Source organism: Streptomyces sp. DH24 (assembly GCF_029813775.1).
Lineage (GTDB): Bacteria > Actinomycetota > Actinomycetes > Streptomycetales > Streptomycetaceae > Streptomyces.
Genome location: NZ_JARVKW010000018.1, coordinates 110,826 through 137,509 on the forward strand (window position 1 = coordinate 110,826; position 26,684 = coordinate 137,509).

The 26,684-nt window shown below is 73.2% G+C and carries 26 protein-coding genes; 7 read left to right on the top strand and 19 right to left on the bottom strand.

Features of this window, described 5'->3' with window-relative positions:
- Positions 1–65: 65 nt before the first annotated feature.
- A complete protein-coding gene (locus QC282_RS16975) occupies positions 66–1,316 on the bottom strand; it encodes an MFS transporter (RefSeq protein ID WP_279550265.1) in 1,251 nt (416 codons plus the stop codon).
- Positions 1,317–1,372: 56 nt separating this feature from the next.
- On the opposite strand from QC282_RS16975, the gene QC282_RS16980 reads away from it, so the two are divergent.
- Positions 1,373–2,392, top strand: coding sequence for a DUF5937 family protein (locus tag QC282_RS16980; RefSeq protein ID WP_279550266.1), 1,020 nt, complete (start codon positions 1,373–1,375; stop codon positions 2,390–2,392).
- 67 nt (positions 2,393–2,459) lie between these two features.
- Here QC282_RS16980 and QC282_RS16985 read toward each other — a convergent pair whose 3' ends face one another.
- Positions 2,460–4,946, bottom strand: a complete 2,487-nt coding sequence (locus QC282_RS16985) for an alpha-L-arabinofuranosidase C-terminal domain-containing protein (RefSeq protein WP_279550267.1) — start codon at positions 4,944–4,946, stop codon at positions 2,460–2,462.
- Positions 4,947–5,083: 137 nt separating this feature from the next.
- On the opposite strand from QC282_RS16985, the gene QC282_RS16990 reads away from it, so the two are divergent.
- A complete protein-coding gene (locus tag QC282_RS16990) occupies positions 5,084–5,527 on the top strand; it encodes a DUF6314 family protein (RefSeq protein ID WP_279550293.1) in 444 nt (147 codons plus the stop codon).
- On the opposite strand, the gene QC282_RS16995 is transcribed toward QC282_RS16990, so the two are convergent.
- The 3 genes from QC282_RS16995 to QC282_RS17005 all read right to left on the bottom strand — a co-directional run bounded on the left by QC282_RS16995 (position 5,509) and on the right by QC282_RS17005 (position 8,149).
- Positions 5,509–6,102 carry a histidine phosphatase family protein gene (locus QC282_RS16995; protein ID WP_279550268.1) on the bottom strand — a complete coding sequence of 198 codons (594 nt, stop codon included), beginning with the start codon at positions 6,100–6,102 and terminating at the stop codon, positions 5,509–5,511. The genes QC282_RS16990 and QC282_RS16995 overlap by 19 nt on opposite strands.
- 114 nt (positions 6,103–6,216) lie before the next feature.
- Entirely contained in the window at positions 6,217–6,654 is a 438-nt protein-coding gene (locus tag QC282_RS17000; protein ID WP_279550269.1) for a GNAT family N-acetyltransferase, read from the bottom strand.
- 40 nt (positions 6,655–6,694) lie between these two features.
- Positions 6,695–8,149, bottom strand: a complete 1,455-nt coding sequence (locus tag QC282_RS17005; RefSeq protein WP_279550270.1) for a PLP-dependent aminotransferase family protein — start codon at positions 8,147–8,149, stop codon at positions 6,695–6,697.
- On the opposite strand from QC282_RS17005, the gene QC282_RS17010 reads away from it, so the two are divergent.
- Both QC282_RS17010 and QC282_RS17015 read left to right on the top strand, forming a co-directional pair.
- Positions 8,148–9,065 (top strand): DMT family transporter, encoded by a 918-nt coding sequence (locus QC282_RS17010; RefSeq protein ID WP_279550271.1) that lies wholly within the window; start codon positions 8,148–8,150, stop codon positions 9,063–9,065. The genes QC282_RS17005 and QC282_RS17010 overlap by 2 nt on opposite strands.
- A 95-nt stretch (positions 9,066–9,160) precedes the next feature.
- Complete coding sequence (locus QC282_RS17015) at positions 9,161–9,355, top strand: DUF1918 domain-containing protein (protein ID WP_279550272.1); 195 nt, start codon at positions 9,161–9,163, stop codon at positions 9,353–9,355.
- Between the two features lies 1 nt (position 9,356).
- Here the strand turns inward: QC282_RS17015 and QC282_RS17020 are convergent, their stop codons facing one another.
- Positions 9,357–10,595 (bottom strand): glycoside hydrolase family 10 protein, encoded by a 1,239-nt coding sequence (locus tag QC282_RS17020; protein WP_279550273.1) that lies wholly within the window; start codon positions 10,593–10,595, stop codon positions 9,357–9,359.
- A gap of 173 nt (positions 10,596–10,768) precedes the next feature.
- On the opposite strand from QC282_RS17020, the gene QC282_RS17025 reads away from it, so the two are divergent.
- Both QC282_RS17025 and QC282_RS17030 read left to right on the top strand, forming a co-directional pair.
- On the top strand, positions 10,769–11,629 hold the full coding sequence (locus QC282_RS17025; RefSeq protein WP_279550274.1) for a 3-hydroxybutyryl-CoA dehydrogenase: 861 nt from the start codon (positions 10,769–10,771) through the stop codon (positions 11,627–11,629).
- Positions 11,630–11,822: 193 nt separating this feature from the next.
- Positions 11,823–12,080, top strand: coding sequence for a hypothetical protein (locus QC282_RS17030; RefSeq protein ID WP_279550275.1), 258 nt, complete (start codon positions 11,823–11,825; stop codon positions 12,078–12,080).
- Positions 12,081–12,103: 23 nt separating this feature from the next.
- Here the strand turns inward: QC282_RS17030 and QC282_RS17035 are convergent, their stop codons facing one another.
- From QC282_RS17035 to infC, 10 genes are all read right to left on the bottom strand, one after another.
- Positions 12,104–12,649, bottom strand: a complete 546-nt coding sequence (locus tag QC282_RS17035) for an NUDIX hydrolase (protein ID WP_279550276.1) — start codon at positions 12,647–12,649, stop codon at positions 12,104–12,106.
- Positions 12,650–12,779: 130 nt separating this feature from the next.
- Complete coding sequence (locus tag QC282_RS17040) at positions 12,780–14,120, bottom strand: transcriptional regulator (protein WP_279550277.1); 1,341 nt, start codon at positions 14,118–14,120, stop codon at positions 12,780–12,782.
- A 311-nt stretch (positions 14,121–14,431) separates the two neighbouring features.
- On the bottom strand, positions 14,432–15,502 hold the full coding sequence (locus QC282_RS17045) for a PP2C family protein-serine/threonine phosphatase (RefSeq protein WP_279550278.1): 1,071 nt from the start codon (positions 15,500–15,502) through the stop codon (positions 14,432–14,434).
- A gap of 212 nt (positions 15,503–15,714) precedes the next feature.
- Positions 15,715–18,237 (bottom strand): phenylalanine--tRNA ligase subunit beta, encoded by a 2,523-nt coding sequence (gene pheT / locus QC282_RS17050; RefSeq protein ID WP_279550279.1) that lies wholly within the window; start codon positions 18,235–18,237, stop codon positions 15,715–15,717.
- Positions 18,237–19,358, bottom strand: a complete 1,122-nt coding sequence (gene pheS / locus QC282_RS17055) for a phenylalanine--tRNA ligase subunit alpha (RefSeq protein ID WP_279550280.1) — start codon at positions 19,356–19,358, stop codon at positions 18,237–18,239. The genes pheT and pheS overlap by 1 nt, the downstream gene beginning before the upstream one ends.
- Positions 19,359–19,506: 148 nt before the next feature.
- Positions 19,507–20,646 carry an ATP-binding protein gene (locus QC282_RS17060; RefSeq protein ID WP_279550281.1) on the bottom strand — a complete coding sequence of 380 codons (1,140 nt, stop codon included), beginning with the start codon at positions 20,644–20,646 and terminating at the stop codon, positions 19,507–19,509.
- Positions 20,647–20,701: 55 nt separating this feature from the next.
- Entirely contained in the window at positions 20,702–21,562 is an 861-nt protein-coding gene (locus QC282_RS17065; RefSeq protein WP_279550282.1) for an RNA methyltransferase, read from the bottom strand.
- 207 nt (positions 21,563–21,769) lie between these two features.
- Positions 21,770–22,153: a 50S ribosomal protein L20 gene (gene rplT / locus QC282_RS17070; protein WP_030381833.1), complete on the bottom strand. Its 384-nt coding sequence runs from the start codon at positions 22,151–22,153 to the stop codon at positions 21,770–21,772.
- A gap of 95 nt (positions 22,154–22,248) precedes the next feature.
- The gene (rpmI, locus tag QC282_RS17075) at positions 22,249–22,443 is read right to left on the bottom strand and encodes a 50S ribosomal protein L35 (protein WP_007829094.1); all 195 of its coding nucleotides are present in this window, start codon (positions 22,441–22,443) and stop codon (positions 22,249–22,251) included.
- Between the two features lie 107 nt (positions 22,444–22,550).
- A complete protein-coding gene (infC, locus tag QC282_RS17080; RefSeq protein ID WP_279550294.1) occupies positions 22,551–23,201 on the bottom strand; it encodes a translation initiation factor IF-3 in 651 nt (216 codons plus the stop codon).
- Positions 23,202–23,586: 385 nt separating this feature from the next.
- On the opposite strand from infC, the gene QC282_RS17085 reads away from it, so the two are divergent.
- Positions 23,587–23,943 (top strand): DUF1844 domain-containing protein, encoded by a 357-nt coding sequence (locus tag QC282_RS17085; protein WP_279550283.1) that lies wholly within the window; start codon positions 23,587–23,589, stop codon positions 23,941–23,943.
- Between the two features lie 4 nt (positions 23,944–23,947).
- On the opposite strand, the gene QC282_RS17090 is transcribed toward QC282_RS17085, so the two are convergent.
- The 3 genes from QC282_RS17090 to QC282_RS17100 form a co-directional block, all read right to left on the bottom strand.
- A complete protein-coding gene (locus tag QC282_RS17090) occupies positions 23,948–24,676 on the bottom strand; it encodes an SseB family protein (protein WP_279550284.1) in 729 nt (242 codons plus the stop codon).
- 43 nt (positions 24,677–24,719) lie between these two features.
- Complete coding sequence (gene mycP, locus QC282_RS17095; RefSeq protein ID WP_279550285.1) at positions 24,720–25,898, bottom strand: type VII secretion-associated serine protease mycosin; 1,179 nt, start codon at positions 25,896–25,898, stop codon at positions 24,720–24,722.
- Positions 25,895–26,684, bottom strand: a 790-nt coding sequence (locus QC282_RS17100; RefSeq protein WP_279550286.1) for a hypothetical protein, incomplete at its 5' end; no start/stop codon positions are given. The genes mycP and QC282_RS17100, both read right to left, overlap by 4 nt.

A 26,684-nucleotide genomic window follows, 5' to 3' on the forward strand; every position in this document is an offset into this window, starting at 1 on the left:
AGCGGCGAGGTCCGCCGGATGCCGGCCGACGACCTGGATCGGCGCCCGGGTCCGCCGCCGGACCGCTACGCCGGCAGCGCGGCGGGCGGCAGCTTCCGCAGCCCGCGTACGGGAGAGCAGAAGACCGGCAGGAACGCACCGGCCATGCAGACCGCGCCCGCCCAGACCGCGGCCCGGACGCCCGCCACCTCACCGACGAGACCGCCGAGGACGGAGCCGACGGCGAGGGCGCCGGTGAGCAGGAACCGGAAGGTGGCGTTCATACGGCCGAGCAGGTCGTCCGGCGTCATGTGCTGGCGCAGGGTGACGCCGAGGACGTTGTCGATGCCCGTCTTGGTCATGGCCGCGAGCCATCCGGCACCTGCCACCCACAGCCACGGCCCGTCCCCGACCAGCGCGACGGCGAGCGCCGCGGGCGCGAACCACAGCCCGGCCAGTCCCAGGGCGCGGCCGTGGCCGAGGCGGGCGGCGAGGCGCCGGGCGACGGCGGCGCCGAGCAGGATGCCGACGCCGCCCGCCGCCCAGTACGCGCCGAGCGCGCCGGCGGACAGGCCCAGTTCGCGGGTGAACAGCACGGGCAGGATCGCGTTGATCATCTGTGCGCCGAGGTTGCCGAGGGTCGCGGTGAGGGCCAGCGCGCGCAGTTCGCGGCTGCCAAGGACGTGGCGCAGTCCCGCCGCTGTCTCGGCCCGCAGGCCCTGCCGACGGGCGGGTGCCGTGGCGGGGGCCGTTCGCCGGCCGATGCGTGTGAGGCCGAGGGCGGAGGCCAGGTAGGCGGCGCCTCCGAGGAGGATCGCCGGAGGGGCCGTGCAGAGCTGGACGAGCAGACCGCCCGCCCCGCGGCCGGCGATGTTGGCGCCGGCCATCAGGCTCACCAGGGCGGCGTTCGCCGGTACCAGCCGGTCGCGGCCGACCAGGTCGGGCAGGGCGCTCTGGGAGCCGATGTCGAAGAACACCGTGGCGCAGCCGTTCAGCAGGACCACCGCGTACAGCTGCGGCAGCGACAGCACGTCCAGCCACCATGCGACGGGGACTGAGAAGAACAGCGCGGCACGGGCGGCGTCGGCGGCCACCAGCACGCGGCGGGTGGGCAGCCGGTCCACCCAGACGCCCGCGGGCAGGCCGACGAGGAGGAAGGCCGCGGTGGACAGGGCGGCCAGCGCGCCCGCCTGGCCGGGGCCCGCGCCGAGGGCGGTGACGGCGAGCAGCGGGATCGCCACGTAGCCGACGTTGCTCGCGAGGTGGCTGAGGGAGCCCGCGGCGAAGAGGACGCGGAAGTCGCGCAGGCGCCACGGGGAACGGGGTGTGTCGGTCATGCGCGGTACCGTGCGCGCCCGCGGGCCTCTTGCCCCACTGATTTAGTGTGGGCTGAATGATCGAGATCGAGCTGGGTCTGACGGACGTGGCGCGCACCCGTTTCGCGATCTCCCCGCTGTGGGAGGTGGTGGCGAGCGTCCGGGTGCTCAAGGGCGCCGACGAGCACGGCCTGCACCGCACCTGGACCGCGCGGGCGCGCTCGCGGCTGGCGGCGGCGGACCTCGATGTGAGCCCGCTGTTCGATCTCGTCCCGGTGCCGACGCGTTCGCCGTGGGCCGGGCGCGTGCCGGGGTTCCTCTGCCCGCCGCCCACGACGCCGCTGCCGACCCTGGACATGGAGCTGGCCACGGTCCGGGCGACGCCGCCGGAGCTGCTGCACACGACGGCCGAGGTGCCGCCCGCGAGGCTGGCGGCGCTGCACGCCGATCCGGTGGCCGGGCTCGCGCGGCTGGCCGGCGTGATCGAGGCGTACTGGGAGCTGGCCCTCGCGCCGTACTGGTCGCGGATCCTCACCCTGCTGGAGGGCGACATCCGCTACCGCGCCGGGCGCCTGGTGGAGGGCGGGGCGCAGCATCTGTTCGCCGACCTCGATCCGCAGGTCACCTGGGCCGGGAACACCCTCCGGCTGGCCCACCGCACCGCGCGCGGGGCGCGCCGGCTGACGGGCCGGGGGCTGCTGCTGGTGCCGTCGGCGTTCGTGTGGCCGCGCGTGTTCTCCGTGCTGAACGAGCCGTGGCAGCCGTCGCTGCGCTATCCGCCGCGCGCCGTCGGCACCCTGTGGCAGACGCGGCCCGCGACCGTGTCGGACGCCCTGGCCGGGGTGCTGGGCCGCTCCCGCGCGACCCTGCTCACCGAGCTGGCCGCCCCCGCCTCGACGACCGAACTGGCCCGCCGCACGGGGCTGACTCCGGGCGGCGTCTCCCAGCATCTGACGGCCCTGCGCACGGCGGGGCTGGTGAGCGCCCACCGCACGGGCAGGGTCGTGCTGTACGCCCGTACCCGGGCCGGTGAGACCGTCGTGGCGGCGGCCGGGGAGGGCGCACCGCCGACGGCCGGCCCCGGCGACCCCGGTTGAGAGGGGCGCCGTGCCCCGGCGCCCGGGCGGGGCGGCGGCGTGGAGCACCGCCGCCCCGCCCGGTCGGTCACCCCTGCTTGAGCCGCAGGAAGGTGATCGAGTTCGCCGGGAAGGTGTACGTGAACTTGGCGGACGCGCCCCGGAAGGTGGACGTGACCGGGGTGACCGGGGTGTCCGTCTCGGTGTTCACCGCCTCCGGGTCGGCTGCCAGTGTCGTCACGCGGGCCGTGGAGGCGACCTTGGCGCCGCCCAGGTCGATCGCCGTGCGCGCCTGCGTGGACTGGGCGTTGACGACCTTGACGATCAGGTCGCCGGTCCTCGCGTCCTTGGTGACGACCTGCCGGAACGGTTCGGCGGGCTTGTCGTCCGTGAAGCTGCCCCACTCCTTGCCGTCGAGGTAGAGGGTCACCTGGCGGCCGCGCACCTTGATGTCGATGTCGTAGGCGCGGCCGGTCTCGATCGACCCGGCCTTGGAGACCAGGGTGGACTTGCCGCCGTCGACGGCCTGTTCCACCGCGGACTGGGTGTTGTTCCAGCCGCCGAGGTTCCACCAGTAGTAGTTGCCGGTGTCCTTGACGCCGAAGGCGACGAGGAAGCCCTCGTTGCCGGACTTCTTGGTGGCCCTCACGTGCAGGTCGTAGTCCCGCCAGGCCGGGTCGCCGGCCGTGACCAGGGTGTTCTCGGCCGCCGCGTCGGTCTGGACGTACTGGCCGTCCACCACGCTCCAGCTGCCGGTGCCGCTGTGCGTCCACTTCGACGCGTCGTCGGAGAAGTCGTCGCTCAGCAGTGTCGAGCCGTCCGCCGAGGTGACCCGCACGTCGTCGTACGCGGCGCTGGTCGCCCACGTCGACAGGCCCACGGCGCCGGTGATCGGGCCGCTGACGTCCGGCGTGGTCGTGGCCGTCGACGGTACGACGCGGTCGCCGGTGTTGGTCATGAACAGCTTCTGGACCTCGTAGCTGGCCGAGTTCCAGGAGGCGCGGTTGTTGAACCAGATCATGTCCGGCCGCCACTGCACGTAGTCCTCGTTGGCCAGCAGCGGCGCGTAGGAGGCGAGCTTGACGACGTCGGCGTTGCGCTCCAGGCCGGTCATGAAGGCGGCTTCGGCGAGGCCGTTCTTCCAGGCGTTGCCCTGGGAGGCGTACTCGCCGAGGAAGACCTTGGGGCCGCCGCGGTCGTAGGAGTCGTAGCGGTCGTTGTTCTGGAGGAACCACTGCGGGCTGTTGTAGTAGTGCTCGTCGACCATGTCGACGCCGGCCTCGCGGTTCAGCCGCCAGGCGGTGTCGAAGGTGGTGCCGGAGTCGTCGGGGCCGGAGTTGGAGACCACCGTGACGTCCGGGTACTTCGCCTCGATGGCCGCCCGGAACCTCTTGAAGCGGTCCATGAACTCGACCGGAAGGTTCTCCTCGTTGCCCACCCCGATGTGCGTGAGGCCGAAGGGCCTGGGGTGGCCCATCTCGGCGCGCTTCTTGCCCCATGTCGAGGTGGCCGGGCCGTTGGCGAACTCGATGAGGTCCAGGGCGTCCTGGATGTGCCGCTTCAGCAGTGCCTCGTCGTCGGTGGCGCGGTTCTGGCCGCAGCCGGTCACCAGGGCCGGGACGACGGGCAGCGGCATCGCGCCGACGTCCTCCGCGAACCGGAAGTACTCGTAGTAGCCGAGGCCGTAACTCTGGTTGTAGCCCCAGAAGTTGGCGTTGGTGGCGCGCTCCTCGACGGGGCCTATGGTGTCCTTCCACTGGTAGGAGCGTTTGCGCTGCCAGCCGGAGGCCTCGCTGTAGTCCTGCATGGAGCCGGTGTTGACGAGGCAGCCGCCGGGGAAGCGCACGAAGCCGGGCTTCAGGGCCTCGATCTTCTCGGCGAGGTCCTTGCGCAGGCCGTTCGGCTGCCGCTTGTAGGTGTCGCGCGGGAACAGCGACACCATGTCGAGGGCGGCGTCGGCCGAGGAGGCGACGGCGAGCCGGCCGGTGCTGCTGGTGCGGGCGGCGGTGAAGGTCGCCGTGTACTTGGCCCAGCCGCCCCGCGCGGTGACCTGGCGGGCGGTGGCCAGGCTCCCGGCGGCGTCCTTGAGGGTGACGGTGAGGGCGGTGCCGGACTCGGCGCGGGCCCACACGGAGAAGTCGTACTTCTTGCCCGCCTCGACGCGGATGCCGGTGTTGTATCCGGCGTTCGTGACCGACGAACCGGCGCCCAGGGACAGGTAGGTGCGGTTGCGTTCGTTGAGGCGGCCCGCGTCGTTCACGGCCTTCGCCGTGCCGTCGACCGTCCACGAGGTCAGCGGCGTGTACGAGGCGTTGTCGGCGGTGGAGTACTCGAAGGACCGGTTCTGCACGAGCTCGGCGTACAGGCCGCCGTCGGCGGCGCGGTTGATGTCCTCGAAGAAGACGCCGTACATCGTGTCGTCGATGGCCGCGCCCTGCTCGGCCGGGTCGACGGTGATCGCGTAGTCGGCGGCGTCCGCGGCCTGCACGGGTGCCGGGAAGACGACGGCGGCGGCCGTCAGGAACGCGCAGGCGGGGAGAGCGAGTCTCCAGCGCGAGCGGGTGGTGCGTGACATGGATACTCCGCGGCTCGAAGAGAGGAGTCGTTCGATATTTCGTACGATGGTCAGCACTTCGAACGGCAAGATAGGGAGGGGGTCGAGACGCGTCAATGGGTCGCGCAGGAACCGATGTGACGGAAGAACGGGACGGGATGGGCGAGTTCTGGCCAGTACCGGACGTGCTGGCGTACCTCACCGGCCGCTGGCGGGTGCGGCGGTCGGTGCGGGATCTGGCGAGCGGACTGGACGGCGAGTTCACCGGCGGCACCGACTTCCGGCCACTGGAGGGCGGCGGACTGCTGCACCACGAGTCCGGCACGTTCGTCTGGCAGGGCGTCGCCCGGCCCGCCGAGCGGACCCTGCGCTTCCTGCCGGGGAGTTCACCCGGGACGGCGGACGTGCGCTTCGCGGACGGGCGGCCCTTCCACGACCTGGACCTGACCACCGGCCGCCATGTCGCCGGGCACCCCTGCGCGGCGGATCTCTACCGCGGCGAGTTCACCGCCCTGGACGCCGGCCGCTGGCGGACGGTGTGGCGGGTCGGCGGCCCCGCCAAGGACCTGGTGCTGACCACCGACTACGTCCGCGAGGGCTGAAGCGGCACCCCGTCGAACCGCAGGTTCCAGCGGCCGGCCCGGCCGGTCACGGACGTCGCCGACAGCGGGCGCACGTCGAAGTTCCAGTACGTCCCGGGCGACGCCTTCAGGGCGTACACGAGCGCGGCCCGTATCACCGCGGGCTCGGCCACCGCCACGATGTGACCGCCGTCGCCGACCGGCCGCGTGTCGAGCCAGCCGCCGACGCGGCCGATGAACTCGATCAGCGACTCACCGCCGTGCGGCACGGCACGCGGGTCCGCCAGCCAGGTGTCCACGGCCTCCGGCTCGCGGGCCATCGCCTCGCCGAGGGTCAGTCCACGCCAGCGGCCCATGTCGCAGTCGCGCAGGGCGAGTTGCACGAGCGGCGCGTAGCCGAGGGCGTCGCCGGTGGCGCGGGAGCGCGGGGTGGGCGAGCAGTAGCGCAGCTCGGCCGCCGCGAGCGGCAGCAGGTCACGGCCGACGCGCTGCACCTCTTCCCAGCCGGCGGCGTCCAGCGGCCGGTCGTCGTCGAAGCGTTCCGCGAGCAGCGGTGAACTGCGCGCGGCGGCGACGAACGTGACGCGAAGCGACATGCGGTGATGGTGGTCCCGCGAAGTACGCAGGTCAAGAGGGACCGCCTGCCCTTGACCGAAGGTGCGCGCGACCTTACTCGGTGGTCAGGAAAGCGGCCGGGCCGAACGGGCACATCAGTCGAAAAGGAGTGCCATCCACTGGTCGGGGTGTTCCAGCGGCGCGAACCCGAGCCTGGCGTAGACGCCGTGCGCGTCGTGCGTGGCGAGCAGGACGCGCCGCAGCCCGAAGGGCCGCAGGTGCTCGCGCACGGCGGCGACCAGGGCGGTGCCGACGCCCTTGCCGCGCACGGCCGGGTCGACGTACACGTCGCACAGCCACGCGAAGGTGGCCCGGTCGGTGACGACCCGGGCGTACGCCACCTGTTCGCCGGACACGGTGTCGTACACCCCGAAGTTGAGCGAGCTCTCGATGGCCCGGTCCTGCTTCTCGCGGGAGCGCCCGAGCGCCCAGTACGCGTCGGTGGACAGCCAGTGGTGCACGCGCCCGGCGTCGACGCGCGCGCGGTCGGCGGAGATTTCGTAGCCCTCGGGAAGTTCCGGCGTGTCGGTCATGGCGAGATCGTGGCAGGCGGGCCCGTCCGGCGTCGACCTCTTAACGCGACGCCGGCGAACGGCCCGGGAGTTCGTCGCAGGCGGTGCGCAGCCGGCGTACGCCTTCCGCGATCTCGCCGGTGCCGGCGACAGCCGCGAAGCTCAGCCGGATGTGCGCGGCCGGGGGTTCGGCGCTGAAGTAGGGGCGGCCGGGGGTGATGGCGACGCCGGCGCGCAGGGCGGCGGCGGTCAGGGCGGCGTCGTCCGTGCCGTCGGGCAGCCGCAGCCACAGGTGGTAGCCGCCGGACGGGATGTGCGGCAGGGCGAGTTCGGGCAGGTGGAGGCGGAGCGCGGCGGTCATCGCGTCGCGGCGGGCGCGCAACTGCGCGGAGACGGCGCGCAGATGGCGCGGCCAGGCGGGCGAGCCGACGAGTTCGAGCGCCGCCTCCTGCAGCGGCCGGGGCACGAAGAAGGTGTCGACGACCTGGATGGCCCGCAACCGCTCCAGCACGGGCCCGCGTGCGGCGAGGGCGCTCACCCGGAAGCTCGGCGAGGTCGCCTTGGTCAGCGAGCCGACGTGCACGACGACTCCGTCGGGGTCGTCGGCGGCGAGCGGGCGCGGCAGAGGCCCGGAGTCCTCGTGCACCAGCCGTCGTACGAAGTCGTCCTCGACGACGAACGCCCCGGCCTCGCGCGCGATGCGCAGCACCTCGGGGCGCCGCTCGGCGCTGAGCACGGCGCCGGTCGGGTTCTGGAACAGCGGCTGGCAGACCAGGACGCGGGCGCCGCTGGCGCGGAAGGCGTCGGCGAGCAGAGCCGGTTTCACGCCGTCGGCGTCGACCGGGACGGGCACCGGGCGCAGTCCGGCGGCGCGGCAGATGGCCAGCATGCCCGGGTAGGTCGGCGACTCGACGAGGACCGGCGCGCCGGGCGGTGCCAGGGCCCGCAGCGCGGTGGTCAGCGCGGCCTGGCCGCCCGCCGTGACCAGTACCTCGGCGGCGGTGACGGCGCCGCCGATGCCGCGCGCGAACCACTCGCGCAGGTCGGGCAGGCCCTCCATGGGCGGCCGGCCCCAGGCCCCGGGGCGCCGCCCGGCCCGGGACAGCGCGGCGGCCATGGCGCGCTCCGGCTGGAGGGAGGGGTGCAGATAGCCGCCGTTGAACTCCACGACGCCGGGCGACGGGGCGGCCAGCGAGACGAGGACCCCGGAGGCGTCGACGGAGCGCGGCACGAGGTCGGCGGCGCCGCCCGCGCTGAGGGCGACCTCCTGCCAGGAGGTGTCCCCGGCGGGGGTCGCGGCGGCCCGCGGCCCGGCCCGGAACGCGCCGGCACCGGGCCGGGTCACGACGAGCCCTTCGGCGGCCAGCTGTGCCAGGGCCCGCGAGACGGTCACCGGGCTGACCCGGAAACGTTCGACCAGGGCACGACTCGACGGGAGCTTTCCACCGGGAGAGTAGCGGTCGAGTTCGCTCCGCAGCCGGTTCGCCAGCTCAGTGACGCTGCTACGCTCTTGCATGAGAGCACAGAGTAGCGCTATCGCACCGCCCTCGATAGCAGTCAGCACTCCGGGACAGCGCCCCGGACTCGGCACCGCCCTCGCCGCGCTCGGCGTCGTCGCCTTCTCCCTCACCTTCCCGGCCACCGCCTGGGGACTGGAGGGGTTCGGGCCCTGGTCGCTGGTGGCCGTGCGCAGCGTCCTCGCCGCGCTGATCGCCGGGGCCTGTCTGCTCGCCCTGCGGATCCGGCCGCCGGCCCGCGCGCACTGGCCGGGGCTCGCGGTCGTCGCCGCCGGGGTCGTCCTCGGCTTCCCCCTGCTGACCACGCTCGCCCTGCAGACGTCGACCACCGCGCACGCGGCCGTCGTCGTGGGCCTGCTGCCGCTGACCACCGCCCTGTTCTCCGCGCTGCGGATGGGCACCCGGCCGTCGCGCACCTTCTGGGCGGCGGCGCTGGCGGGCGCGGCGGCCGTGGTCGTGTTCACCGTGCGGCAGAGCGGCGGCGCCCTCTCCGCCGCCGACGCGTACCTCTTCGCGGCGCTGCTGGTGTGCGCGGCCGGCTACACCGAGGGCGGCCGGCTGGCCCGGGTCATGCCGGGCTGGCAGGTCATCGGCTGGGCGCTGGTGCTGTGCCTGCCGCTCGCCGTGCCGGCCGCCGCGGTGGCGCTGGCGCACGAGCCGGTGGAGCTGACCGCTCACAGCGTGACCGGGCTGCTGTGGGTGGCGGCGGGCTCGCAGTTCCTGGGGCTGGTCGTCTGGTACCGGGGCATGGCGGCGATCGGCATCCCGAAGGCCAGCCAGTTGCAGCTCGCCCAGCCGCTGCTCACACTGGTGTGGTCGGTGCTGCTGCTGGGCGAGCACCTGACGGTGGCCGCCCCGCTGACGGCCGCCGCGGTTCTCGTCTGCATCGCCGTCACACAGCGGGCGCGAGGCTGAGCGGCGCGCACGGGCCGGGTTCGCACCGGTGCCCCGCGCCGTAGACTCGACGTCACGGACCGCTGCTCCCGCACTTTCGTGAGGAGGCCCCGCAGATGCGCGCATCCGAGGGCGACCAGATTGTCCAGCACGGCCGGGTGGTCGGTCAGCACGACAAGGTCGGCGAGATCGTCGAGGTGCTGGGCCGGGAAGGCACCCCGCCGTACCGCGTCCGGTTCGAGGACGGGCACGAGGGCGTGTGCTCCCCCGGCCCGGACACCGAGATCCGGCACAGGGAAACGCACCAGTAGATCAGCGCGGTGGCCTCGCCGGCCGCCCGTAGTGGTCGGCGACCACCCGCGCGAGCGCCCCGTTGCGGTCCGCCGCGACCTCCCGGGCGGCGAAGTAGACGTGCCCGCGCACCTGCGCGTACCGCTCGGCGAGCGTGAGGTGCCGGGACAGCTCGGCCGGGTCCTGCCAGGCCGCGGGCTGCGCCGGGTCGCCCGCCTTGTACAGCGCCTCCCCCACGTAGAGGCTGGTGCCGGTGCCGCGCGCCACGTCGGCCCACCAGGGCAGCAGCTTGGCGTAGTCGGCGGCGGAGAAGCCGATGTTCCAGTACAGCTGCGGGCAGATGTAGTCGATCCAGTTCTCCCGCACCCAGCGCCGGGTGTCCGCGTACAGGTCGTCGTACGTCTGCACGCCCGCGCGCGTGTCGGAGCCGCGGGAGTCGGTGGCGGCGTTGCGCCACACCCCGAAGGGGCTGATGCCGAAGCGGGTGGTGGGCCGGACGCCCTTGACGCGGGCCGCGGTCTCGCGCACCAGCCGGTCGATGTTGTCGCGCCGCCAGGAGGCGCGGTCCGGGAAGGCGGTGCCGTGCGCCTCGTAGGCCGCGTCGTCGTCGAAGGTCTGGCCGGCCACCGGGTAGGGGTAGAAGTAGTCGTCGAAGTGGACGGCGTCGACCGGGTAGCGGTGCACGGCGTCGAGCATCGCGTCCTGCACGAAGGCGCGGACCTCGGGCAGGCCGGGGTTGTAGTACAGCTTCCCGCCGTACTTCACGACCCACCCGGGGTTGCGGCGGGCGGGGTGCGAGGCGACGAGCCGGGACGGGTCGGTGTGGTTGGCGACGCGGTACGGGTTGAACCAGGCGTGCAGTTCCAGGCCCCGCGCGTGGGCCTCCTCGACGGCCGTGCCGAGCGGGTCCCAGCCCGGGGTCCTGCCCTGGGTGCCGGTGAGGACCTGCGACCACGGTTCGTGGGGCGAGGGCCACAGCGCGTCGGCCGTCGGCCGCACCTGGAAGATCACCGTGTTGAGGCGGCGGCGGACGGCCGTGTCGAGGTGGGCGATCAGCTCCGCCCGCTGCTCGGCCGCGGTCAGGCCCGGCCGGGACGGCCAGTCGCGGTTGGCGACGGTCGCCAGCCACACGCCCCGCATGTCGGTGATCACCCGCCGCCCGCCGCCCGGCGCGGCCGCCGCGCCCGGGGCCGCCCCCGGGACGGCCGTCAGGGCGGCCAGTGCTGCGGCCGCGAACGTTCTGCGTGACAATCTGCTCATCCGGCACCCCCGGGAACCCTCCGGATCCGTGTGGTCACGGATCGCACTGAAGTCCCCCAGCATGCCCGACCCGGGCGATCGATCATCGATACTTGGCGGTAACGTGCACGATCGGAGCAGGGCACCCGTACCACGGCGACCTGCCCCCGCCGTAGATCAGCGAAAGGGACGATGTGACAGACATCGAGCGCGTCGGAGTGGTGGGCTGCGGCCAGATGGGAGCGGGCATCGCGGAGGTCTGCGCCCGCGCCGGCCTGGACGTGATGGTCGCCGAGACCACCGGCGAAGCCCTGGAGATAGGCCGCACCCGGCTGTTCAACTCCCTGGACAAGGCCGCCCAGCGCGGCAAGATCAGCGAGGCGGAGCGGGAGGCGACGCAGGCGCGCCTGAGCTTCACCACCGACCTCGGCGAGTTCGCCGACCGCGACCTGGTCATCGAGGCCGTCGTGGAGAACGAGCAGGTCAAGTCCGAGATCTTCCAGGTGCTCGACCAGGTCGTGACCCGGCCCGACGCGATCCTGGCGTCCAACACCTCCTCCATCCCGCTGGTGAAACTGGCGGTCGCCACCTCGCGGCCCGACCAGGTCATCGGCATCCACTTCTTCAACCCGGCGCCGGTGCAGCAGCTCGTCGAGCTGATCCCGGCGCTGACCACCTCGGAGGGCACGCTCGGGCGGGCCCAGGTCTTCACCGAGAAGGTGCTCGGCAAGCACGCGATCCGCGCCCAGGACCGCTCCGGCTTCGTGGTGAACGCGCTGCTGATCCCGTACCTGCTCTCCGCGATCCGGATGTTCGAGACGGGCATCGCCAGCCGCGAGGACATCGACAACGGCATGGAGATGGGCTGCGCCCACCCGATGGGCCCGCTGAAGCTGTCCGACCTCATCGGCCTGGACACGGTCGCCTCGGTCGCGCAGAGCATGTACGACGAGTACAAGGAACCCCTGTACGCCGCTCCCCCGCTCCTCCAGCGGATGGTCGACGCGGGCCGCCTGGGGCGCAAGACGGGGTCGGGGTTCTACACGTACGGCTGATTACGCACGGTCAGATTTCGGCCAGTTCGCGGGCCCGGCACCGGAAGGGGTGCCGGGCCCGTTTCGTTCGCACGCCGTGTGCGCGGCGTGCCCGCACATGCCCTTCGCACACTCTCCCCACGTGCCCACCAGGCGAGTTGACTCGGCATGCGCAGGAAAGGGATGTGAATCGACTACGGAAAGGAGCGGATCTGTGACCGCCGATCCCGACCATCCCGCCGTCCACGGGGAACTCGCAGAGTTACGACGCCGCCTCGACGTGGCGTACGCCCGCGTCGAGGGCGGCCTCGCTCTGCTCAGTCATCGCACCGAGGAGACCGCCAAGGAACTCGACGAGCTGAACTCCCGGATCGTCACGCTGGAGCACACCCGCTGGCCACTGGCGTCGGTCGCCGCCCTGGCGGCCGTGGGCGCGCTCGTGGTGGCGCTCTGGCAGGCGTTCGGCCGTTGAGGGTCCCGGGCGTGGCGGGGGGATCAGGGCAGGGTGTCCTGTCCGAGCCTGAGGTGGTGCAGCAGGAGTAACGCGGCCGCCATGTTGGCGGCCGGGACCTCGCCGCGGGCGACCAGATCGGGGACGACTTTGAGCGGGACCCATTCCCGGCGGTCCGACTCGAAGTCGTCCACGGGGTGCCCGAGGTACTCGCCCTCGTCGGCCCAGTAGACGTGGTGCCGGGCGTCGGTGAGGCCGTTGGACGGCTCCACGGTCATGAGGTGCCGCAGAGGTCCCGGGCGCCAGCCGGTCTCCTCCTCCAGTTCCCTGGCGGCCGCGTCGGCGACGTCCTCACCGTCCTCGACGACGCCCGCCGCGAGTTCCCACCCCCAGCTGTCGGTGATGAAGCGGTGGCGCCACAGGAGGAGAACCTCGTTCGCCTCGTTGACGACCGTGGCCACGGCGACGGGCCGCAGCCGTATCAGGAAGTGGTCGAGGTGCCGGCCGTCCGGCAGCTCGACATCTGCGAGATTGACGCTGAACCAGCGGTTCGAGTACACAGTTTGTTCGTTCTGCTTCGTCCACTGCACGGTTCTGCCACCTTCCGCCGAGTAGATGGCAATATCGCAGCAGGAGCGGTCCGACAGCAGGCGCACGAAGGGCCGCTCTCGGCGCGGCGGTGGGCGCAGACTCCGTTGAGCAGGGACGACAGCGTGCCGACTACAGCGGCACGCGCAGCGCCCCGTCGATGAGTTCGGCGGCCTCGGCCGTGCCCGCGCAGCCGCTGCGCACCAGGCGTTCGCGGACCGCGCGCAGTCTGTCGCGCAGCCGCTGGGACTCCATCCCCCGGGCCTGCTCGGCCATCTGGACGGCGATGGCAACCGCCTTGTCGGCGTTGCCCTGGCGCAGTTCGATGGTGCTGAGCATCGCCAGCCGGTGCACCCGGCCCCGGTCGTGCGCCGGGTTGTCCACGGCCGCCGCGGCGTGCTCCCCGGCCGCGTCCAGCTCGCCGAGGCTCAGCAGCGCCTCGGCCACCTGGACGTTGACCAGACCGGGCTGCACGTAGCCCGTCTCGTCGGGTTCGTAGCCGCGCCGGATCCGCTCGGCGGCCTGCTCGGCACGCCGGATGCACGACAGGGCGCTGCTGCCGTCGCCGAGGTGCGCGTACGCCTTCGCCTGCATCGCGTACAGGTCGGAGGCGAGCGCCGGGGTGATGTGCCGGCCGGCGGCGCGCAGCGCGGCCTCCGCGAAGGCGACGCCCTGCCGGTACTCCCGCATGAACAGCGACTGGTTGACCAGCAGCGCGATCACATACGCCCCGAGCCCCCGGTCGCCGCTGGCCTTCGCGAGCCTGAGGGCCTGGTGGAAGTAGCGCTGGGCGAGGCCGTGCGCGTCGGAGTCGTACGCGCAGATGCCGGCGATCGCCACCAACCCGCCGGTCGCCCGGTGCAGTTGGCGGCCGGTGGCGTCGGTGTAGCCGCCGCGCAGCAGCGGGGCCGCCTCGGAGTTGAGGAAGCCGACGATGCGGGCGCGGGTCGCCACGCCGCCGGCCTTGCGGTACATCTGCTCGTAGTGGGTGCGGGCGGCGCGCAGCATCTCCAGGTCGGCCGCCGTGACCCGGTGCCGGCCGCCGCGGGAGACGTCCACGTCCTCGGGCGGGTTCTCCCACTCCCACACGGGCATCACGGCGGGCGTGCCGGTGACGGCCGGCGCGCCGAGGATGTGCGGGCGCTGCTGCTGGTCGGAGCGCCACAGCGCGGTGGCGCGTTCGACGAAGCCGGACAGCGACCCGGTGTGCGGGACGGACGGTTCGCCGGGCACGCCGAGACCGATGTCGTCCAGCGTGACGGGCCGGTGCAGCCGGGCGGCGAGCACCTCGCAGATCAGGTCGGGCACCTGGCCGCGGGGCCGCTGGCCCTTCAACCACCGTGCCACGGCGGTGTGTTCGTACCGGAGCGAGAGTCCGCGGGCGCGGCCCGCCTGGTTGACGTGGGCGGCGAGACCGGCGTGCGAGATCCCGGCCTCGTCCAGGATCGCGTCGAGCAGAGTGTTGGGCTGCATGGGTGGCCCCCCGGGTGGCTGGGTGCGGGACAGACTAGTGCGAACGCATTCACACGGGGTGTGAACGGAGTGCTCGAATCCGCACCGTGTGCGCGCTGTCGCGGAGAGTGCTCCGCCGGTTGACTGAATTGCCTCGCAAGAGGCCGGCCGGGCCGCCGGCTCCCCCTCGTACAGTGCGGCGGCCCGATTCCGCGCCGTCCGCCCGGCTGCCTGCCCGACACTCCGTGGCGGGGCGGACGGCGCGCCGCGCGGACACATCCGGCAGGAGTGCCGGGCGCGCCGCGGCAGCGTGATGCTTCGCGGCCTCGACGTCACGTGACGCGGTGCGTCCGGTGTCCCACGGGTGGGCCCGCGTGCGGCGCGTGGGGGCACCGGTCGTTGCGCAGTACGAGCAGGGCGACGTCGTCGGCAGGCGATTTGCCGGTGTGGCGCAGGAGTTGGGCGAGGACGGTGCGCAGTACGGTCTGCGGGCAGACCGGTGTGCCGCGGACGGCCTCGGTGAGCACGTCGGCGAGCGGGAAGAACCGGCCATGATCGTCGCGAGCCTCCTCCGCCCCGTCGGTGTGGAGGAACAGGGCGTCGCCGGGCCGCAGCCGGCCGCAGGGTTCGGCGGGCAGTTCGGCCGGCAGCGGGAACGGCCCGAGGGGCGGCAGGGGTTCGGACGCGGCGAGGGGCACGGCACGGCCGGCGCCCAGCAGATACGGCCAGGGGTGCCCGCAGTTGAGGACGTGCAGGGTGCCGTCGCCGCGGATCTCCAGCAGGAGCAGGGTGACGAACTCCTCGGCGACCGGGGTGTCCGGTTCGCGCCCGGACGACCGCTGTTCGTCGCCCGCGTGCTCCCGCAGGTGCCGGGCCAGCGCGCGCTGCAGCCTGCGCAGTACGTCCCCGAGGTCGGTCTCGTCGTGGACGGCCTCGCGGAAGCTGCCGAGGACGGCGGCGGCGGTCGACGCCGCGGCGAGACCGTGTCCGCGTACGTCGCCCATGACGACCCGCACACCCTGCTCGGTGGGGATCACCTCGTAGAGGTCGCCGCCGATCGAGGCGCCCCGGTCGGCGGAGAGCTGCGCGGCGGCCACGCGCAGCCCGTCGATGCGGGGCGGCAGGGGACGCAGCAGCGCCCGCTGGGCGGCACCCGCGACCCGGCGGGCCTGCCGCACCTCCCGCAGCAGCACCCGCCGGACGTGCAGGACGAGTCCGGTGCCGACGGCGAAGAAGACGGCGCTGGTGACGACGCGCGCCCCGAGTCCGTTCTGCTGGGCGAGCGGGCAGCCCAGCTTGTACGTGATCGCCACGGCCCCCCACGCCGTGGGCAGTCCGAGGGCGAGCAGACGCCGGCGGGACCGCCGCGTGGCCGGCCGGGCCCGTGACCTGATGCGGATCATGCCGATGGCCCCCCAAGTAGGCCGTGACAGCGCAGAGGGCCCCGAAAGGCCGGTCCGATTCTGTCGACGCCCCGCCCCCGGCAGGCCACGTCACCAGGAACCTCACTCATATGAGTGAGGTGACGCCGGGAACGCCCGGAAAAGGGTGCGAGGGACCGCCCGGCCGGACACGAACGACCCGTGCCCGGTACCGGCGCGGTCCCCCGCGACGCTCAGCCGCGCAGTACGGCTCCCACGCGCTCACCCGCGAGGGCGACCGCCGCGTCCCGGGCGGCCGACGCCTCGTCGACCGTCAGCGTCCGGTCCGCAGCGCGGAAGCGCAGCGCGTAGGCCAGCGACTTCTTCCCGTCGCCGAGCTGGTCCTCGTTCTCGTAGACGTCGAACAGCCGGATGGACTCCAGCAGTTCACCGGCGCCGTCGCGCAGCGCGGCCTCGACCTCGGCGGCCGGCACCGGCTTGTCGACGACGAGGGCGACGTCCTGCGTGGCGACCGGGAAGGTGGAGATGCCCGGCGCCTGCGGCGTGCCGTCGCCGGCCTGCTCCAGGGCGTCCAGGTCGAGCTCCATCGCGCAGCTGCGCTCCGGCAGACCCAGCGTCTTGAGCACGCGCGGGTGCAGCTCGCCGGCGTGGCCGATGACGCGCTCGGCGCCGTCGACGGTGATCACCAGCTCGGCGCACCGGCCCGGGTGCCACGGCCCGTACTGGCCCTTGCGCAGCACCAGTTCGGCGCCGGCCTCGCGGGCGACGGTCCGGGCGGCCTCGACGGCGTCGGCCCAGTCGGCCGGGCGGCCCTTGCCCCACCAGCCGGCCTGCTCACGGGCGCCGGCGAGGACGACGGCGACGTGGCGCGGCTGGTGCGGCAGCGCGGCGTCCAGTTCGGCGATCTCCGCGTCGGTGGGACGCCGGTCGACGGGCAGGACGGCGGCGACCCGCTGCTCCTCGGCCGGCTCGAACACCAGGCCCGTCTCGAACAGCGCCAGGTCGTGCGAGCCCCGGCCGTCGTTGCGGCGCAGCGCCCCGAGCAGACCCGGCAGCAGCGAGGTGCGCAGCGCGGGCTCCTCGTCGCTGAGCGGGTTGACCAGCTTGACGACGCGGCGGGCCGGGTCGTCGGCGGCCAGGCCGAGCTGGTCGAAGACCTGCTCGCTGACGAACGGGTAGTTCGGCGCCTCGACGTAACCCGCCCCGGCCAGGGCCCGGCCGATCCGGCGGTGCAGCCGCTGACGGTACGTCAGGCCGCGGCCGGCCGGCGGCCTGGGCAGCGTGGACGGCAGGTTCTCGTAGCCCTCCAGCCGGATGACCTCTTCGGCGAGGTCGTTCGGGTCGGTGAGGTCGGGCCGCCAGGACGGCACGGTGACGATCAGCTCGTCCTGCCCGTAGACGTCGCAGCCGACCTCCTGGAGGCGGCGCACGACGGTCTCGCGGCCGTACGGGACTCCCGCGACCTTGTCCGGGTGGTCGGCCGGGATGGTGATGGTGCGCGGCGCGGTCGGCGCGATGACCTCGGTGACGCCGGCCTCGGCGGTGCCGCCCGCGAGCAGCACCAGCAGGTCGACGGCGCGCTGCGCGGCAGCGGCGGCGGCCTGCGGGTCGACGCCACGCTCGAAGCGGCGGGACGCCTCGGAGGACAGCTTGTGGCGGCGGGCCGTGCGCGCGACGGAGACGGCGTCGAAGTGCGCGGCCTCGATCACCACGTCGGTCGAGGCGTTCGTCCCGTCCTCGCCTGCGTCGTGGTCGGCGATCTCCGTGTTGGCACCGCCCATGACGCCGGCGAGCCCGATCGGGCCGCGGTCGTCGGTGATGACCAGGTCCTCGGCGTCCAGCGTGCGCTCGACGCCGTCGAGGGTGGTGAGCTTCTCGCCCGGCTCGGCGCGGCGCACCCCGATGGTGCCCTGGACCCGGGTGCGGTCGTAGGCGTGCAGGGGCTGGCCCAGCTCCATCATCACGTAGTTCGGGACGTCGACGGCCAGCGAGATCGGGCGCATGCCGACCTTCTGCAGACGGCGCTGCAGCCAGATCGGGGAACGCGCCTCGGGGCTCAGGCTGGTCACCGTGCGGGCGGTGAAGCGGTCGCAGCCGGACGGGTCGGCAACCCGCACGGGGTAGCCGAAGGCGTTCGGGCCGGGGACGTCGAGGAGCGCCGGGTCGCGCAGCGGCAGGCCGTAGGCGGTGGCGGTCTCGCGGGCGACGCCGCGCATCGACAGGCAGTAGCCGCGGTCGGGCGTGACGGCGATGTCGAGGACCTCGTCGACCAGTTCCAGCAGCTCGATGGCGTCCTTGCCGACCTCGGTCTCGGGCGGCAGCACGATGATGCCCTCGGTGCCGTCGTCGCCCATGCCGAGCTCGTCGCTGGAGCAGATCATGCCGTGCGAGACCTTGCCGTAGGTCTTGCGCGCGGCGATCGCGAAACCGCCGGGCAGCACGGCCCCCGGGAGGACCACGACGACCTTGTCGCCGACGGAGAAGTTGCGGGCGCCGCAGACGATCTCCTGCGGCTCGCCCGTGCCGTTGGCCGGGCCGACGTCGACGGTGCAGAACCGGATCGGCTTCTTGAAGCCCTCCAGCTCCTCGATGGTCAGCACCTGGCCGACGACCAGCGGGCCCTTGAGGTCGGCGCCGAGCTGCTCGACGGTCTCGACCTCGAGGCCTGCGGAAATGAGCTTGGCCTGGACGTCACGGCCGGTTTCGGTCGCCGGCAGGTCGACGTACTCCCGCAGCCAAGAAAGCGGGACCCGCATCAGATCTCCATCCCGAACGGCCGGGTGAACCGGACGTCACCCTCGACCATGTCTCGCATGTCCTCGACGTTGTGGCGGAACATCAGCATTCGCTCGATGCCGAACCCGAAGGCGAAGCCGCTGTACTTCTCCGGGTCGACGCCGCAGGCGATGAGCACCCGCGGGTTGACCATGCCGCAGCCGCCGAGCTCGATCCAGCCCTCGCTGGAGCAGGTGCGGCAGGGCCGGTCGGGGTTGCCGACGGAGTCGCCCTTGCAGACGTAGCAGAGCATGTCCATCTCGGCGCTCGGCTCGGTGAAGGGGAAGAAGTTCGGCCGCAGCCGGGTCTTCATGCCCTCGCCGAACAGCGACTGGACCATGTGGTCAAGGGTGCCCTTGAGGTCGGCCATGGTCAGGCCCTCGTCCACGGCGAGCAGCTCGACCTGGTGGAAGACGGGCGTGTGCGTGGCGTCCAGCTCGTCGGTGCGGTACACGCGGCCGGGGCAGATCACGTAGACCGGCAGCTCCCGGTCCAGCAGGGAGCGGATCTGCACGGGCGAGGTGTGGGTGCGCAGCACGACGCCGGACTCGGTGCCGCCCCGGGGGCCCTGCACGAAGAACGTGTCGTGCTCGCCGCGCGCCGGGTGGTCCGGGCCGATGTTCAGGGCGTCGAAGTTGAACCACTCGGCCTCGACCTGCGGGCCCTCGGCGACCTCGTAGCCCATGGCTACGAAGATGTCCTCGATGCGCTCCGACAGCGTGGTCAGCGGGTGGCGGGCACCGGTCGGCACGCGGTCGTGGGGCAGCGTGACGTCCACGGCCTCCTCGACCAGCACACGGGCGTCGCGCTCGGCCTCCAGCTCGGCCTGACGGGCGGCGAGGGCCTTGTTGACGGCGCCGCGGGCCTGCCCGACGCGCTTGCCGGCGTCGGCCTTGGCGTGCGGGGGCAGGGCGCCGATCTCGCGGTTGGCGAGGGCCAGCGGGGAGGTGCCCCCGGTGTGGGCGACCTTCGCCTCCTGGAGCGCGTCGAGGGAGTCCGCGGCGGCGAAGGCGGCGAGCGCCTCGTCCCGCATGCGCTCGATCTCTTCCGGTTTCAACGCCTCGACCTCGACAGGGTCGTACGACTTATTCGGTGCCGACATCTCTTCCCGTGCTTCCGATTGGCTGGCTGGAGGTCCCCGTCACTGATCCGATGGGCGGATCGTCACCGACTTCGGGACGCAAAGGTGCCAAAGGCCGAGTCTAACGGGGTGGAGGTAGACGAATGCGCCCGTGGGGCTCCCGGCCGTCTCAGGTGAGGTACGCCGGTGCCGCCACGGGCAACGTAAATCGGAACTCGGCGCCGCCGCCGGGAGCGCGGCCGACCGTGATGGTGCCGCCGTGGGCCTCGACGATGCCCTTGACGATGTAGAGCCCGAGGCCCGTGCCGCCGCGCTTGCTGCCCCGCCAGAAGCGGGTGAAGACGCGGTTCATGGACTCCTCCGGGATGCCGGGCCCCTCGTCGCTCACCGTGACCGACGTACCGGTGTCCTCGCCCTCGCGGGGGGACGCCGTGGCCGTGATGTCAATCGTGACGGTTCCCTCGCCGTGCCGCACGGCATTTTCCAGGAGGTTGCTGAGCACCTGGTCGATCTTGTCGGGGTCGGCCCACAGGCCGGGCAGCGGCTGTTCGAGGCGGAGCAGGAACCGGTCGGCGGGCAGGCCGGCGGCGACGTACGCCTGGATGTGGCGGCCGACGGCGGCGCCGATGTCGACGGGCTGGCGGCGCAGCTCCAGGCGTCCGGAGTCGATGCGGGAGATGTCGAGCAGTTCGGCGATGAGCCGGGTGACGCGGTCGGCGTCGGCGTCGACGGTCTCCAGCATCAGCCGTTTCTGGTCGTCCGTGAACCGCTCCCACTTGGCGAGCAGCGTGGCGGTGAAGCCCTTGACGGAGGTGAGCGGCGAGCGCAGCTCGTGGGCGACGGTGGCGATCAGCTCCGCGTGGCTGCGCTCGGTGCGGCGGCGGGCCTCGGTGTCGCGCAGGGTGACGACGACGCGGTGGACGGGGCCGGTGGGCTCGCCGCGGACGTAGCGGGCGGTGACGAGGACTTCGCGGCCGCCGGGCAGTAAGAGGTTCCGCTCGGGCTGGCGGGTGCGGATGGTGAGGCCGCCGTAGGGGTCGGTGAGCTGCCACCAGCGCCGGCCCTCCAGGTCCTCGAGCGGCAGGGCCTGCTCCAGCGGCAGGCCGAGGACGTCGGCGGCGCGGACGGCCGCGATGCGTGCGGCGGCGGCGTTGCAGCAGATCACCCGGCCGTGCTCGTCGGCGACGACGAGACCGTCGGGCAGCTCGTCGGGATCGATGCCGAGCTCGGCGAGATCACCGGCCCGGGGCGCGGGCGGGCGCCGCCGCGCCTTTCGGGCCCCCGGTGCGCTGCTCGTGCCGACGCTCATCCCCGTATCCCACCTCTCAGACGGCATGGGAGGTGCCCCTGAGCTGGTCACCCTACTAGCTCTCGGTGACGGAGCGGCACCCTCCGGAGGCGCGCTGCGCACGCGCGGACGCGTACAGACATACGGCGGCGGCGGTCGCGAGGTTCAGGCTCTCGGCCCTGCCGTGGATCGGGACGCGCACCACGGCGTCCGTGAGCGCCCGGGTCTCCTCGGGCAGGCCCCAGGCCTCGTTGCCGAACAGCCAGGCGGTCGGGCCGCCCATGGTGCCCTTGTCGAGCTCGTCGTCCAGATCGCGGTCACCGGCCCCGTCGGCGGCGAGGACGCGCACACCGGCGTCCCTGAGCCGCCCGACGGCCTCCTCGACGGGGACGCCGACGGCGACGGGCAGGTGGAAGTGGGAGCCGACGGAGGCGCGGACGGCCTTGGGGTTGTACAGGTCGACGGAGGCGTCGGTGAGGACGACGGCCTCGGCACCGGCGGCGTCGGCGCACCGCAGCACGGTGCCGGCGTTGCCCGGGTCGCGGACGTGGGCGAGGACGGCGACGAGGCGGGGGCGGGCCTTGAGGATGTCCTCGAACGGCGTGTCCAGGAACCGGCAGATCCCGACCAGCCCCTGCGGGGTGACGGTCGTGGAGATGTCGGCGACGACCTGCTCGGCGGCGAGGTGCACGCGGGCGCCGGCGGCGCGGGCGTCCCCCACGATGTCGGCGTACCGGTCGGCGGCCTCCGGCGTCACGAACAGCTCGACGAGGGTGGGCGCACCGTCGACCCGGTGCCCGGCGGCCTCCCGCACGGCCTGCGGCCCCTCGGCCAGGAACAGCCGCTCCTTGCCCCGGAAGTTCCGCTTCGCCAGCCGCCGGGCGGCGACGACCCGCGGAGACCGGGGAGAGATCAACTCGGGGGCGGCAGGACGCATGCGATTCTTCACCTTCACCAGTAGCGGGACGCCGGGTGCGACAGCGCCCCTTCGGGGGCGCGGGGAACTGCGCGACCGGCCACGGCGCGCCCGCAGCCGAGAACGAGCAGGAGCGGACGGCAACGAGCGGGAGCGGACGGCAACCGAAGGACCCGCAGGCTTGAAGCCTGCGGGTCCTCGGTCACTCGGCTCACAGCCGGTGCAGCGTCACGCGGCCTTCGGCGCGTTGACGTCGCTCGGCAGGGCCTTCTGCGCGACCTCGACGAGCGCGGCGAACGCGTTCGCGTCGTTCACGGCGAGCTCGGCGAGGATCTTGCGGTCGACCTCGACGTTGGCGGCCTTCAGCCCCTGGATGAAGCGGTTGTAGGTCATGCCGTTGGCGCGGGCGGCGGCGTTGATGCGCTGGATCCACAGCTGACGGAAGTCGCCCTTGCGCTTCTTGCGGTCGTTGTAGTTGTAGACCAGCGAGTGGGTGACCTGCTCCTTGGCCTTGCGGTACAGGCGCGAGCGCTGACCGCGGTAGCCGGAGGCCTGCTCGAGGATCGCCCGGCGCTTCTTGTGAGCGTTGACTGCCCGCTTGACGCGTGCCACTTGTTAACTCCTTGTAGCGGGGCCGCGGTGGTCCTCACGCGGCCCGAAATCGATTGGGTCCCGGTCCAGACGAACGGCGCTCGGGCGCCGCAGCGTCACTTGCCGAGAAGCTTCTTGATCTTCTTGGCGTCGCCCGGGGCCATCTCGGCGTTACCGGTGAGGCGCCGCGTCAGACGGGACGACTTGTGCTCGAGCAGGTGGCGCTTGCCGGCGCGCTCCCGGAGCACCTTGCCGGAGCCGGTGACCTTGAAGCGCTTGCTGGCACCGCTGTGCGACTTGTTCTTCGGCATAGCGCCGTTCTCTCCTCGTCGGTGGCGCTCCGGTGCCCGGTCGTGAAACCGGGCACGGTGGAGCGTCGCTTGTATCGGTTACTGCCCTGGGACTGGCGTCCCCGGGGTCACGCCTCGGCGGGCTCGTCGACCTGTTCGTCGGCCGACGCGTCGGTCTCCGCGGCGTTCTGCGACTTGCCGGGGTTGGCCTTCGCTTCCGCCTTGCGGGCTTCCTGCGCCTGGCGGGCCTCGGCCATCGCTTCGGTCTTCTTCTTGTGCGGACCGAGAACCATGATCATGTTTCGGCCGTCCTGCTTCGGGTTCGACTCGACGAACCCGAGGTCCTGGACGTCCTCCGCGAGACGCTGCAGCAGCCGGTAGCCCAGCTCGGGCCGGGACTGCTCGCGACCACGGAACATGATCGTGATCTTGACCTTGTCGCCCTGCTTGAGGAACCGGACGACGTGACCCTTCTTGGTGTCGTAGTCGTGCGGGTCGATCTTCGGCCGGAGCTTCATCTCCTTGATGACCGTGTGCGCCTGGTTCTTGCGCGCCTCACGGGCCTTCATGGCCGACTCGTACTTGAACTTCCCGTAGTCCATGAGCTTGCACACGGGCGGACGGGCGTTCGCCGCGACCTCGACCAGGTCCAGGTCGTACTCCTGCGCAAGCTCCAGTGCCTTGGCCAGGGGGACGATGCCCACCTGCTCGCCACTGGGACCGACAAGTCGCACCTCGGGAACGCGAATCCGGTCGTTGATGCGGGGCTCGGCGCTGATGGATCCTCCTCGGTAGCACCACGCGACGGTCTGGCGGACAGCCGCGTAACGTCTGTGTTTGGCAGACTCAACCGCGCCGGGGCAACAAAAATGCCCCGGACGGTCACAGGCGGGGCTCCTCGAACTACCGGAGCGCCGCCGCGATGATCGCGGGGCACACTTTCGGGTCGACCGCCGCCACGGAGGGGCGGGGCCGCCTGACCGGTGACCCGCCGTCCCTGGGGACGGTCGGGTGGGAGTTCGAAAGCCTCCACTTGTGGGCCGGGCCCGTCGCCAGGGGCGTACGTGTCCGACCGGTCCTTACTCAAGGTTAGCAGCTCCCCGGGGTGAGGGCTAACCGAGACTGCGTGCGCCGGTCCGTCGCCGTGCGCCTATCGTGTCCGGCATGAGTGAGACCCCTCCTGAGACGCCCGACTTCGACGCCATGACCCGCGACATCGCCGAGGTCCCGGCGGTCGAGGTGATCGTGACGGTCGCCGTCAACCTGATGAGCGCCGCCGCCGTGAAGCTCGGTCTGACCGAGGAGGGCGACACCCACAAGGACCTGGACGAGGCCCGCAAGCTGGTCCACGCGCTGGCCGGTCTGCTGGACGCGAGCGCGACCGAGATCAGCTCCTTCCACGCGGCGCCGCTGCGCGACGGTCTGAAGTCGCTGCAGCTGGCGTTCCGCGAGGCGTCGCTCGTCCCGGACGAGCCGGGCCAGGGTCCGGGCGAGAAGTACACGGGGCCGGTCTACGGCTAGCGGATCACCGTACGTACAAGGGCTCGCCCGGTGGCGTGGCCCCGGCCGGCAGCAGCGCCAGGTCGAGGCCGCGCACCAGGCGGGCCCTCAGCGTTTCGTCGGCGGCCAGGCGCTCGGCGACGGCGCGGGCGGCCTCGGCGGGCGGCGCGGAGGCGTCCAGGACGAGGGCGAGGGTGCCGTCGGCCCGTCCGGGTCCGAGGTGGGCGCGCAGCACGGCGGGCTCGGCGGCCACGGCCCTGCGGACGGCTTCGAGGACGGCCGGGTCGGCGAGCGGATCGGCGCTCGTGCGGCCCTCCGCCAGCGCCAGCAGGGCCGGGCCGGTCAGTTCGAACGGCACCGGACCGGCCAGGTCCAGCACGACGGTGTCGGCCTTCTCGTGCGCGGCGGCCCGCAGCGCCTGGTGCAGGGGGACGGCGACGGGGCGGGCCGCCGGGTCCCAGCGGGCCAGCGAGTCGGTGGAGGTGAAGGCGGGAAGGGCGGTGCGGCCGGCCGCCCTGAGGGTGGGGACGGCCATGTCGCTGGTCTTCTCGCGGCGCAGCCCGTTCTCGTCCTCCTCGACCTCGCCGAGCACGGCCACGACGGGCACGAGCAGCCGGGCGCCCTTGAGCGCCGCCAGGACCGGTGCCACGGCGGTGCGGTCCTCGGCCCAGGCGGCGAGCGCCGCGCTCAGCCGGGGGTCGGCGGAGCCGTCGTCGTCGGAGAAGCCGGGGTCGGGGATGTTCTTGTTCGCCACGGTCACCGACCCTATCGGGGGCACCGGCCGGCGCCGTACGGGGCTAGGGCCGCCAGGCGGAGGGGGCGCGGCGGGCGCGCCACATCACCACCGCCATGACCAGCAGCACGCCGCCGGCGCTGCCCGCGAGCGGGGCCGCCCAGCCGGCGGTGCCGTCGGCCGCCGCGGCGGTGTCCGGCCCGGGGCCGAAGTACTCCTCGCCGTACGCCGCCGAACGCAGTCCCTTCCCCTTCATGCCGTCGGCGGCCTCGATCGCGGCGGCCGGGTCGACGAAGCCGAAGCCGCGCGAGTCGTCGCGTCCGCCGACGGGGGCGTTGCGCGCGGTTGCCTCCAGGAGGTCCTTGACCTGCGCCGGGGTCAGGTCCGGGTGGGCCGACGTGACCAGGGCGGCGGCGCCGGAGACGAACGCGGCGGCGGCGCTGGTGCCCCAGCCCTCGTAGTACTTGCGGTCGGGGTCGGCGATGACGACGTCGACGCCGGGCGCGCTGACCGTGGCGTACCCGCGGCGGGTGGAGAAGGAGGCGCGGGTGCCGTAGCGGTCCACGGCGGTCACGGCGATCACGCCCGGGTAGGCGGCCGGGTAGGAGATGTGGTCGCCCTTCTCGCCGCCGTTGCCCGCGGAGGCGACGACGACCACGCCCTTCTTCAGGGCGTACTGGATGGCCTCGTCCTCGGCGGGTTCGGGGTGCGCGGAGGCGGAGTCGTCGCCGAGGGAGAGGTTGATGACGTCGGCGCCGTGGTCGGCGGCCCAGCGGATGCCCTCGGCGAGGGCGTTGCCGCGGGTCTTGCGGGCCTTGGCGCGGGACGGGTCGCCGTCCTCCAGGATCACGCGGACGGGGAGGATCTTGGCCTCGGGCGCGACGCCCATGACGCCGTCACCGTTGCCGCTGCCGTGTCCGTGGCCCGCGACGATGCCGGCCATCGCGGTGCCGTGCCGGGCCCAGGCGCGGTCGCCCCGGCGCGCGCCGAAGCCGACCATGTCCTTGCCGGTGAGGACGTTGCCCCGCAGGTCGGGGTGGTCGGCGTCGACGCCGGTGTCCAGGACGGCGACGGTGACCCCCTCGCCCTTGGTGGTCCGCCAGGCCTCCTGGGTGTGCATGGCGTCCAGGGCCCACTGCTTGGCGCGTATGCCGTCGGCGTGCGCGGTGCCGGGGACCAGGGCGACGGCCGCGGCGAGGAGCGTGCCGAGGAGTCTGCCCCGGCGGGAGATCGGGTGGGTCATGAGGGCTGCTCCGTGGCCCTGCCGACGGTCTTGCGCAGGCCTCGTTCGACGCGGTCGGCGAGGCCGCGCGCCTCGTGGCCGAGGCCGGCCTGGGCGGGGGCCGCGGTGGTGCCGGTCTTCATGGCCTCCTCGGCGGGCAGCGGTGCGTCGACGGTGCGGCCGTCGGCCCAGCCGGAGACGGCGTAGACGACGACGGGGGCGTCGGTGAGGACGGAGATCTCCCAGGAGGCGCGCTGCTCGGCGCCGAAGTGCGCGGCGGGGGTGTCCGGCGCGGCGTACGGGAGCGGCATCAGGTCGGTGCGGCGGTCGAGGCCGTCCTTGCGGAAGCGGCCGGCGAGGGTGGTCATGGCGGCGGCGTCCGCGTCGGTGAACAGCAGGCCGACGGTGGTGACGTGGCTCTGGGTGGCGTCCGTGTAGGTGGCGCGCAGCAGGCGCCCGCAGCCCACGGGGTCCAGAACCTTGCGGAGCAGGGGGTCGAAGGCGCCCCGGCAGCCGCTGTCGGGGGCGACGGCGACGCGGGTCCAGGTGCGGTCGGCTCCGCCGGGTCCGGCGCCCCGGCCGTCCACGGTGGGCGGGAAGAGCTGGTCGACGGGAACGCTGTGCCACAGGTCGCCGGCGGCTTCGTAGGTCTCGCGGGCGCCGCCCTCGGGCTCGCCGGCCAGCCAGCTGCCGGTGACGGCGCCGCCGATGAGTCCGAGGCCGAGGACGAGGCACACGGCGGCGGCAGCGGTGCGCGAGCGCCGAGGGGCGCCGAGCGGCCGGGGCCGGGCCTGCTCGTCGTATCCC